Below are 2500 nucleotides of genomic sequence, written 5' to 3'. Positions count from 1 at the left end.
ACGCGAAACTTTGTGATCTACCCATGAGCAGGTTGAAGCTCCGATAACACGGAGTGGAGGACCGAACCAGTTTACGTTGAAAAGTATTTGGATGACTTGTGGGTAGGGGTGAAAGGCCAATCAAACTGAGAAATAGCTCGTACTCCCCGAAATGTTTTTAGGAACAGCCTCGGGGTTAAGTTTTAAGCAGGTAAAGCTACCGATAGGACTAGGGGGAGTCAAATCCTACCAAATCCTGACGAACTCTGAATGGCTTAAAATATACCCGGGAGTGAGGGTTGGGGTGCTAAGGTCCCAATCCGAGAGGGAAAGAACCCAGACCAACAGCTAAGGTCCCAAAATCTTTACTAAGTTGAACTAAGGAAGTCTGATTGCAGTGACAGCCAGGATGTTAGCTTGGAAGCAGCTATTCATTTAAAGAGTGCGTAACAGCTCACTGGTCGAGCGAGGCGGGCATCGATAATAAACGGGCATCAAGTAAAGTACCGAAGCTTTGGATTATATTTATATACTGGTAGGGGAGCATTCTGATCTGCGGAGAAGGTGAAGCGACGAGCTTTGCTGGAGCGTTCAGAAAAGCAAATGTAGGCATGAGTAACGATAATGAGGGCGAGAAACCCTCACGCCGAAAGACTAAGGTTTCCTCAGCTATGCTAATCAACTGAGGGTTAGTCGGGGGCTAAGGGTCTAGCGAAGGCGACAACCTAATGCACAACAGGTTAATATTCCTGTACTTACTTATAGGGCAAATAGATGACGGAGATTACAGGTTACCAGATACTGACGGAATAGTGTCTTTGAGAGGCGGCAGCAATGCCAAAACGAGTGTAGTGAGTAAACTTCCAAGAAAAGTCTAGGCGTGTATAACTTATAAGTAACCCGTACCGTAAACCGACACAGGTGGTCGAGAAGAATATTCTAAGGCGCTCGAGTGAATCACGGCTAAGGAACTCGGCAAATTAACCCTGTAACTTCGGGATAAAGGGAGCCACGAGCAATCGTGGCCGCAGAGAAATGGCCCAGGCGACTGTTTAACAAAAACACATGGCTTTGCTAAATCGAAAGATGACGTATAAGGCCTGACACCTGCCCGGTGCTGGAAGGTTAAGGGGGGATGTTAGTGGCAACACGAAGCATTGAACTGAAGCCCCAGTAAACGGCGGCCGTAACTATAACGGTCCTAAGGTAGCGAAATTCCTTGTCGGGTAAGTTCCGACCTGCACGAATGGTGTAACGATCTGGGCACTGTCTCAGCCGTGAGCTCGGTGAAATTGTAGTAACGGTGAAGATGCCGTTTACCCGCAACGGGACGGAAAGACCCCATGAACCTTTACTATAGCTTAGCATTGAGTTTTGGTACTGGATGTGTAGGATAGGTGGGAGGCTGTGAGCCGGTGTCGCTAGGCATCGGGGAGCCAACGTTGAAATACCACCCTTCTTGTACTGGAATTCTAATCCCCAAAGGGGAGACATTGCTTGGTGGGTAGTTTGACTGGGGTGGTCGCCTCCAAAAGAGTAACGGAGGCTTTCAAAGGTTCCCTCAGCACGCTTGGTAACCGTGCGTAGAGTGCAATAGCAAAAGGGAGCTTGACTGTGAGACCGACAAGTCGATCAGGTACGAAAGTAGGATATAGTGATCCGGTGGTTTAGTATGGAACAGCCATCGCTCAAAGGATAAAAGGTACTCTGGGGATAACAGGCTGATCTCCCCCAAGAGCTCACATCGACGGGGAGGTTTGGCACCTCGATGTCGGCTCGTCACATCCTGGGGCTGGAGAAGGTCCCAAGGGTTCGGCTGTTCGCCGATTAAAGTGGCACGCGAGCTGGGTTCAGAACGTCGTGAGACAGTTCGGTCCCTATCTGTTGTGGGCGTAGGAATATTGACAGGTTCTGACTTTAGTACGAGAGGACCGAGTTGGACTGACCGCTGGTATATCAGTTGTTCTGCCAAGGGCATAGCTGAGTAGCCACGTCGGGACCAGATAAGCGCTGAAAGCATCTAAGTGCGAAACTGACCTGAAGATGAGTATTCCATGAAGGGTCCGTGTAGACGACACGGTCGATAGGCTACAGATGTAAAGACAGTAATGTCAAAGTCGAGTAGTACTAATTACCCGAAAGCTTACCTTTTATTAATTTACACACTGCTGTTTATTTTATCTCACAATATGGCTAAAGGCTAAAACCTTGCAAAAAGTATGGAGCCGATAGGACGGGTGTTCACCTCTTCCCATCTCGAACAGAGAAGTTAAGCCCCGCACCGCTGATGATACTGGGATCAAACCCGGGAAAGTAAGTAAGCTCCAAGTTATTATAGAAGACCTGCACGATGAGTGTGGGTCTTTTTTTATGCCTAACAGTGGGCAGTGGGCAGTGGACAGTAAATAGAGTAGAGAGTATAGAGTAAAGAGTAGAGAGACGGCATAAAAAAGTGGCTGCCGCCTCGTTTTTTATCCACTCAGGGAAATATCGCCCCGCGCACATAGAACTCTGCTCTTTG

At 48.3% G+C, this 2500-nt stretch carries 2 rRNA genes (1 of these 2 cut by a window edge); both read left to right on the top strand.

Features of this window, described 5'->3' with window-relative positions:
• Positions 1 to 2130 (top strand): 23S ribosomal RNA (locus ACRZ9O_RS10755); it begins 703 nt to the left of the window's first position.
• Positions 2131 to 2197: 67 nt separating this feature from the next.
• A 5S ribosomal RNA gene (rrf, locus tag ACRZ9O_RS10750) occupies positions 2198 to 2309 on the top strand.
• Positions 2310 to 2500 lie beyond the last annotated feature (191 nt).

It is taken from the genome of Aquirufa sp. HETE-40SA, assembly GCF_054558635.1.
Note: the sequence above shows the minus strand (reverse complement) of the source record. Positions and strands in the feature narration are given on the sequence as shown.